The organism is Paenibacillus aceris (genome assembly GCF_017874035.1).
Taxonomy (GTDB): Bacteria; Bacillota; Bacilli; order Paenibacillales; family NBRC-103111; genus Paenibacillus_E; species Paenibacillus_E aceris.
The window spans coordinates 87347-95817 of the sequence record NZ_JAGGKV010000026.1; the positions used below are offsets into that span (position 1 = coordinate 87347).

Consider the following 8471-nt stretch of genomic DNA (forward strand, 5'->3'; position numbering starts at 1 on the left):
CAATGAATGGCTGCTGGCCGTCTACATACGTAACCGAGCTTAACGGAATGGCGTCTTCGCCCTCTTTCAAAAAGCGGTGTACACTTTGTCTCCACACAACTCCTAAGTTCCCGTATGCCTGCGGTTGCAAATCTTCCGGAAGCTTCTCGTACTGATAGGTGATCCCTGCGAATTCAGCCAGAAAAACCAAACCAAGCTCCTTCGCCACTGCATCGTTCTCCGTCAGCGACAGCAGCCAACGTGAAACAAGCGGTGCGTTCAGAACGGTATGCTTCGCTAGCATACGTCTCGTTGAAGTGTTGGTGATATTCAGCGCCATTTTCAAATAAGCCTTCTCTTGGTTCGATTGATTCGCCCAACTGCGGATGGATTGCTGTGCATGGTACACATCTGAGCCATGGCCAAGTCTTACAATTGTAGAATCCGCTAACTGCCGCTCAAAAGCCGCTGCAATCACGTGCTCCCACTGCCATGGATGTACAGGCATGAACAGGTAATTCTCCGCATCCAGCCCTCTTTCAGTCAAAATAGACACGAACTGCTCATAAGTTTCGTTCCCAAGCTCGTACTGGATGATTGTCCGGTAATCTTCCCCTTCCAGAAGAGAAAGCTGACTTTGAGCTTTAGAAACAGCCAGCCATACAGGCTGCAGATCCTAATTGAACTCAGGACCGTATCTGGCATTTTCCTCCATGCTAAAGCCGATTCGAGATTTATAGCAGGGGTGATACGGATGTCCGTCCAGCAAGCTTTCCAGCTCATCATAACTGCGCAGCTGCCCCGATTGAGGCACGGATGCTCTGTAAGTCTGAGCCTGCACGTCTTTTGCGAATGTGCTCTGCAGCTCTTCAAGCAGCATCCCCAGCCGCTCTTTATCTGGCTGAGCTTGGCCGAGCACTTCTTCTACGAACTGGGACAACTGCGCAGACGTCCATTCTCCATTCCCTTTCTGGCGCTGGATCGTGTCCTTGGCTAACCGTATGCGGTCAAAGGTGAATTTCCGTTTCGCACTAAAACGGTAAGCAACCGTCTCTCCGTCCATCGTTTTCCCTTGCAAAACGAGCTCTCCATCAAATCCGGAAGCTGGTACTCCGCTCAAGGGTACGGCTATTTCTTCATACAGAACGGCTTCAATGAGCTGTCCGAGCACTCGCTCCTCTACTTTTAAATCCATATCAGACTGGCTTGCTGTTACTCCTTGTGTCGTATACATTCTTTACACCTCATTTGTATATTTCCTGACCGCCTGCCAGCACGGCCGATTCCTTGCGCTGCATAATATGGGGGAACACTTTCACTTTCATCCAAATGTTGCTGATAATCAGCAGGGCCGCCGCACAAATAAAGATCATCGGCAAGCCAAAACTCGACGCTACAGCGCCCATGCCGAGCGAGCCTGCCAAACCGCCCAGCAGCACGGCACAGTTCACATAGCTGTATGTCCGGCTCTCCATGCCAGCGGGCGCATACTGCCGAATGAGCACATTCATCGATGGCATCATGCCGCCGATGCAAGCTCCGGTGCAAAACCTTAACACAATTAACTGCCACAATTGGTGGACGAACGCTTGCGGAATCGAAAAAACGATGGCGCCAAATACCGCATAGATGAAAATCCGGTGCGAACCGAATTTATCGCCCAGCTTACCCAAATGCGGGGCCGTGATCATATTGGCAATGCCCATGGCTGCCGAGGTAATGCCTGCAAGGACGACCAGATTGTCAGATCCGGCCGATAATTGCTGAACGTACAGCGGAATGAGCGGCAGGGTGCCGATCATTGCCGCCCTTAATATCGCAGAGGAGACGAACAGCGAGGCGATTGGCTTTTTAGACACAATCATTTTAAAATCCTGTATCATATCGGTTTTCTTCTCGGTTCTTTCTTTCTTTTCAAATGTTTCCTTGACGCCGAAAATTACGACCAATGCCGCTACGAAAATGCTGATGCCGGTATAGAAGAATACCTCTCTCAGTCCGAAATGGTCGGCCATCAAACCGCCAAGCAGCGGCCCGCATATCGTACCGGCTACTGCGCCGGAGTGTAAGATGCCAAGCGCGTAACCGCTGCGCTCTTTGGGCGTATTCGTTGCTGTAAGGGCGATAGCAGCCGGTCCAAACCCGGAAAGCACACCGTTGACGAGGCGCAGCAGCAGCAAATGCACAGGGCTGGTGGCAACGCCCATCAGGGTGATCGTAACGGCCATGCCGATGCCAGAACGAACCAGCATAACTTTCCGGCCATACTTGTCGGCCAGCTTCCCCCAGAGCGGCGAGAATAGAAAGGCCGTTAACAGATTAGCTCCGTAGATCATGCCTGACCAGAAAAGCACTTTTTTCGGATCGGTAAGCCCAAGATCTTGTAAATACAGCGGTAAAAAAGGGGTAATGCTGCTCGTGGAGGCCATAGCCAGAAATTGACCGACATATAAAATGAACAGGTTGCGTTTCCAATTTTCCACGGCTATACCTTCATCGGATTGGGGATATCAACAAACAACGGTCTTTCTCCCCTGGCTAAAAAACAGCTTGTGAAGTTGGCTTTCGCCGGCAAGCTTTCGCTATACAGTAAATCATCGATATACGGAAGCAACCGGTCGTCTGCTCCTGAAAGCTCTTGCCGGAGCACGGATTGGACGATGCGCCAGTAATGTTCTTCGCCTTCGCCGCCATAGGCCGCGATCGTATGAATGAGTGAACCCAAATGGTTCACGAAGAAATAATATTTGGTCCTCATCCAAGCTTCGGACTCTTCGTACAGCACAGGACTGTCTTCTGCAAGCAGCGTATTTAGCCAGCCCGCTTCAACAGCCTTGCGGCGGTCGATGCTGACGCCTTCCAGGTCGCGGACATAGAAACAGTCGGGCATGCCATTCTTCAGAGACACCAGCGAATTTTGCAGATGCGCCTCGAAGGAGATGCCCCGATCAGCAAACAAGCGCAGCAGCGATACCATGGAAATTCGCAAATACGCAGCTAGCCAATCACGCATGTCAGGCAGCGTTCCTTGCCCGCTCCGTCTGATCGCCTGGATCAGCTTGGGTTCCGATTGTTCCGGTAAGCATTCTAACAACGAAGCCAGCACATACGTGAATGGGTTAGAAAGCTCCATGGGACGGTAGATGACTGTGAAACTCGATGACCATTCCTCCGGCATCTCTTCCAGTCTTACGCGGCTGTAGCCCGTCTCCGACAAAATTCGGAAGTGAGTCGTATGGCATTCCTTCTTTAGATGGTGCAGCACTCGTGCCGCATCCATCGTCCTCTCTGCTTGCTCCTTCGTATTCTCGCGCAGCAGGTTCGTGATGCGAACATGCAGCGGCAACTTGAAACCGTAGCCTCCTGCCGGTTCCCATACTGTTCTTACCGAAGAAGTCGGATATACGACAGGACCGCACAAACCAAGACTGATGATGTCCGATTGTTTCATCCTTTGCTGGACCTGGGGCTGGCGCATCACATAAACGGCTTGCCACGGATGCATAGGCAGCAGCCGGTAGTCACTTGCTGCATCTCCCAACTGCTGACGGGCGTGCAAAATAGCTGAGGGAGGAATAGCCTCGGCCTCTTTTCCGGCCAGCCATTCTTCCTGTACGAATTCCCTGCGGACTGCGAAGTAATGCAGCTGAAAGGAGGCGCCCATCTCGGGGCTGTATGCCGCAAGCTCACCAAAGTCAAAGCCTTCGGTGCTTTTCGGATAGGGATGAAACGGATGGCCCATATAGAGCGATTGCTCCGAACGGACACATTCCGGCTTCCAACCTTGCTCCGATTGCCCCTGGCTTAGGTAATGCTCCATGTACAGGCTCATTCTGCGGTAGCTGTTCTCGATTCGCGTTCGAATGCTCGCCTCGTAAGCTTCGCCATTGTCAGCCTTTTCACGGCTTCTCAGCTCTGTAAGCAGCAGCGTCAGCAATCGTGCCATGGACAGCTCACGAAAAACTCCGCCGGATATCGCTTCATAAAAGAACGTTCCGTATGTATGCTGACCGATAGCCGAATAGTAAATCATGGCCCCGGTGATCGTTTTGCCGATCATCTGAAGATGTAGCATAAACGGATCGCCCTGCTTAGGGAAGGAATCGATGAAGTATCGCAATCCGGGGATCGCGGCCCTTGGATCTCTTTCCCCGGTCTCTCTCAAATAGCTGTTTAATAATGCGCGTATGGTCGCCTTTTCCGCCAGCTCTGTGCTTTTCGCGGCTGCGTCCGTTTGCTGTTGTAACATCCGTGGTCGGTCTCTCCTTTCTCTATCGGCTCCGATCATGCATCCAATGCTGCGCAAGCCGCATGAACTGCCTCACTGAACAGGCATGCAATTTCATCCAATTGCTGCTGCGTGACGATGAGCGGGGGCAAGAAACGCATGACGGAAGAATGTCTGCCGCCTACCTCCAGGATTAATCCTCTTTGGAAGCATTCCTGCTGTATCCGTCTGGCCAGCTCAGGATATTGCGGATAATGGCCTAATCCGTCCAACGTCTCTTTCGCGTTGACGATTTCTACACCGACCATTAATCCTCGTCCCCGCACATCTCCGATACAATTCACATCCAGCTTCAACTCATTCAAGCGAGTGCGGAGATGTACGCCAAGCTGCTCTACCTTGCCAGGGATATCGTGCTCTTTGATGTATTTCAATGTTGCGAGCCCGGCTGCCATCCCCATTTGATTGCCCCTGAACGTGCCGATATGCGCACCTGGCTTCCATACATCCAGTTTTTGATTGTAAATGACGACCGATAGCGGCAGGCTGCCGCCAATGGCTTTTGACAATACCAGGACATCCGGGGTGATGCCGGCGTGCTCGAAAGCAAACAGCTTGCCGGTTCGCCCAAGTCCCGTTTGCACCTCATCAATAATGAGCGGAATGTTCCGTTCCTGCGTGATCCTGCGCATTTCGCGCAGCCATTCCACAGGTGCAGGAATAGATCCGCCTTCGCCTTGCACAACTTCAAAAATCATGCCGGCCGGAGAAACAATGCCGCTTTCGGGATCGTCGAGCAAGTTCTCGATATAACGGGAGGAAATCTGATGTGTCTGCTCTCCACCAACGCCAAACGGGCAGCGGTAAGCGTAAGGATATGGCATGAAGTGTACGTCTGGAATAAGCCCGTTCACTTTCTCCTTCTGCCCGAGCGTTCCGCTGAGACTCATAGCCGCATGCGTTGACCCGTGGTATCCGCCTTGGAAGGACAGGATGCTGCGGTTGCCCGTTGCCGTTTTGACAAGCTTAATCGCCGCTTCAATGGCATCTCCGCCTGTCGGACCGCAAAACTGAATGCGCGCGTTCTTGGCAAACTCCTCCGGCAGACTGGCAAACAGTTCATCGACGAACTGTTCCTTCAGCGGAGTCGTCAAATCGAGCGTGTGCAGCGGCCGTTTGCTATCCAGCATCGTCTTGATTGCTTCAACGACGACAGGATGATTATGACCGAGCGCAAGGGTCCCGGCACCGGCAAGACAGTCGTAGTACACCTTGTCGTCCATATCTTTTACGTAAATTCCCTCCGCTTCTTTTATCGCAATCGGGAGCCTTCTAGGATACGATCTCGCATTGGATTCCCTCTGTGATTGGCTTTCGAGATAGCGCGTATTTCGGGACTGCTCCGTGACAGTAAGATTGACCATGTTACTTCACTCCTTCAGATCTTGTTTTCATATCAATTGATACTGATAATCATTATCAATTTATATGAATTAAGAATACCAAACAAATCCGAACAGAGTAAATTCTCCAATCAGATAATCTCAGTACTCCGATTGAAGCATGACTTTTTCATCATAGCCCCCCTTTTGCAGCATTTGTTTCACGGTATATATAAAATCTGCGCCCGAAACATCAATATTGAGCGCCTTTTTCATGTTCTGAATATGTTTCTTGACCGTATTTACGCTCACATAAAGCTCTTCCGCTATTCGTTTAATCGAATAATGGTCGCACAGCATCTCGGCGATTTGCCGCTGCCTATCGCTCAAGCTGTCCATTTTCCCGGATTGCGGGGTGTCTCCGTCGTTTTCAACGCCAGCTACTGCTTGCGAAGAAAGCCGATCATCCAGATCGGCTCCCCCATACTCGATAGTCACTTTCACCGATTCATTCATTTTCAGCCGCATCACCTGATCAACTACAATTTGATGCAGATCGACCAGTTTAGCGCGTGCCAGTTCGTCCCCGGCACTGGAATCGATGGTCAGTCGCACTTTAGTTATGGTCATGTTCTCTCACTCCATCCCATATGTAGTCGGCATCTCTTATCCTTTTTGTCTCTATACCGTCAGCGGATTTTCTGGCAGCAAGGATTCCGCTAATTCATCCACGATGAGATCGATGGCGATAGGGCCGTAGTATCCGATCCACATTGTTGTGTTAAACGTATATACATGATTGGCTTGTACGGCTCGCAGACCTTTCCAAAGCTCGGATTTTTGGAACTCACCGGTTAATTCCTTATTCGAATCGTCCGTTAGAACAAATAAACGGTCTACCTGCTGCAGAGCTTCAAGCGAAATCCACTTACTGGACCTCTCTGTATCCATTGCGCATTCCGGAGCTTGTATCCCTAAATCACTGTACAGGATATCCGCTGTGCGATGCGAAGTCGTGTGAAGCCGAATTTGATTGTCGCGCGGCCTGATTAGGGCAACAGTCTCGCCCGCCATTCTTCCAGCCAACTCAGCCTGCAGTTTTGCAATTTTATTCTGATACGATGCCATAACGCCCGGCACCTCTTGCTCCTTACCCAGAATCTGTCCAAACGTTTGAAGCGTCTTCTGCCAATCTGCATTCCGATCCAGCAGCAGCGTTGGCGCAACACGGACAAGCTCATCATACATATGCGCTTGAAACTCCGTACAAACGATAAGCTCCGGCTCAGCCCTCCTAATGGCCTCGAGATCTGGCTCCTCCTTTGTCCCCATCACTTTGATGTCACCCAGTTGGTCAGAGACATAATTAGGGAATTCCGAAGCATCCGATGTCGCAATCACACTGCCGACAGGCTGTCTGCCGAGCACCAGCAACTGATCGATGTATTGCGTATCCAGTACGACGATTTTCTCAGGTGTCGTGCTCAGCGTAAGCTCACCCTTAAGGTGCTTTATCGTTCTGACTTTATGGGACGATTCTTGTGCCTCTATCATAACAGCAGGTGTTTGCATCAAAGCTTTCGCATGAGTCGTGCTTCCGCCCACCTGAGCGCTTGCAACAGTTGGACCTGAGCATACACTTAGGAGCAACGCAAACGTCAGCATGAAACCGACGGCTATAGAAGATTTTGGGCTGGGGTAAGCATACATAGCCATACCCTCGCTCATCTCCTGATAATGATATTCATCCTCACTTAACCCACTATACGTTTGCAATTTAATGGGAACAATAGGGAATTGCGACAGAATCCATGGATTTTGGCGACGGAAATCAAGCTGCCCCGACTGCTCTCTAAAGCGGCCGGGAGAAACGCCAACATGCTTTTTAAATACTCGACCAAAATAGTAACTATCCGTATACCCGATGTCCTCAGCGATTTCGGCAAGCGGTACATCCGTATGCTGCAAAAGCGATTTCGCCTTCCTTACCCGTACTTGAGTCAAATACTCCATCGGCCCCATACTCAACTTCGCCTTGAATAGCCGCTGCAGCTGTCGCGCATTACAATCCAACAGTTCTGCCAATCCCTGCAGTGTAATCTGCTCAGCATATCGCTCCTGCATATAGCGGATCGCTTGGCCAACGGGCTCCGGACCTATCATCTCGCTGCCCTGATCCTGTATTTGCTGCAGCATTTCATAAACAAACTGATGAAATAACGCTTTGACATGAAACTTTTCCAGCGTACTAGTCTGCATCCATTGCCGATGCATCTCTTCCATCTTCAAAAACAACGAAATCGAATGCTGCGGCATAAGTCCGAATTGCAGTTTAAAAGGATTGCTTTTCTCCTGCAGTCGCAGCAGCTCTTTCCTTACCGGCAGCGCCAAAGCCGCTTTATAAAATACCATAAAATACTCAAGAGTCTCCAAGACATTGACAATATCAAGAAAAGTGCCTTTGCCCGCATGGCAGACTTGGCATTTATCCGCCGTATACACGATGTCATCAAGCATGATCTGAGCCCGTCCCCGCGTTACATACAGAAATACACTAGCCGGAAGCTGATAAGCATGGACGTTTTCACCCGGCTGCATAATCGTACGGCGAATGTCCAGTACTCTCAGTGCGGCATGATTCCATAGCAATATTTGTTCCTGAAAAGACAATCTTCGTCACCTCCTGGTATATGTTGGATGATCACCTGTTGAATTCATTATATTGATACTGAGAATCAATATCAATTGTTTTGTCTGCGAAATCTCTTGCCTACGATCTTCCCCCAAAATAAAGTAGGGGAACCACTCTCATGGCTCCCCCCTTATCGAACCGCACGTGCCCTACTAAGGCATACGGCTCACCAACGTGATTCAACTTGAGC

The 8471-nt window shown here is 50.4% G+C and carries 5 protein-coding genes and 1 pseudogene; all 6 read right to left on the reverse strand.

Annotated elements, in window-relative coordinates:
* Positions 1 to 43: 43 nt before the first annotated feature.
* Positions 44 to 1213: pseudogene (locus J2Z65_RS35485) on the reverse strand (IucA/IucC family protein); the annotation flags it as partial.
* A gap of 10 nt (positions 1214 to 1223) precedes the next feature.
* Entirely contained in the window at positions 1224 to 2462 is a 1239-nt protein-coding gene (locus J2Z65_RS30070) for an MFS transporter (protein WP_167067147.1), read from the reverse strand.
* Between the two features lie 2 nt (positions 2463 to 2464).
* Entirely contained in the window at positions 2465 to 4228 is a 1764-nt protein-coding gene (locus J2Z65_RS30075; protein WP_167067150.1) for an IucA/IucC family protein, read from the reverse strand.
* 35 nt (positions 4229 to 4263) lie between these two features.
* Positions 4264 to 5631, reverse strand: a complete 1368-nt coding sequence (locus J2Z65_RS30080; RefSeq protein ID WP_167067153.1) for an aspartate aminotransferase family protein — start codon at positions 5629 to 5631, stop codon at positions 4264 to 4266.
* A 120-nt stretch (positions 5632 to 5751) separates the two neighbouring features.
* Positions 5752 to 6219, reverse strand: a complete 468-nt coding sequence (locus tag J2Z65_RS30085; RefSeq protein WP_167067158.1) for a helix-turn-helix transcriptional regulator — start codon at positions 6217 to 6219, stop codon at positions 5752 to 5754.
* A gap of 51 nt (positions 6220 to 6270) precedes the next feature.
* Complete coding sequence (locus tag J2Z65_RS30090) at positions 6271 to 8259, reverse strand: AraC family transcriptional regulator (protein WP_167067161.1); 1989 nt, start codon at positions 8257 to 8259, stop codon at positions 6271 to 6273.
* Positions 8260 to 8471: the final 212 nt, after the last annotated feature.

What these genes read in the sequence shown, in the direction of transcription:
- J2Z65_RS30075 (WP_167067150.1), bottom strand. Translation starts at nt 4,228, where the DNA reads ATGTTACAACAGCAAACGGACGCAGCCGCGAAAAGCACAGAGCTGGCG.
- J2Z65_RS30080 (WP_167067153.1), bottom strand. Translation starts at nt 5,631, where the DNA reads ATGGTCAATCTTACTGTCACGGAGCAGTCCCGAAATACGCGCTATCTC.
- J2Z65_RS30085 (WP_167067158.1), bottom strand. Translation starts at nt 6,219, where the DNA reads ATGACCATAACTAAAGTGCGACTGACCATCGATTCCAGTGCCGGGGAC.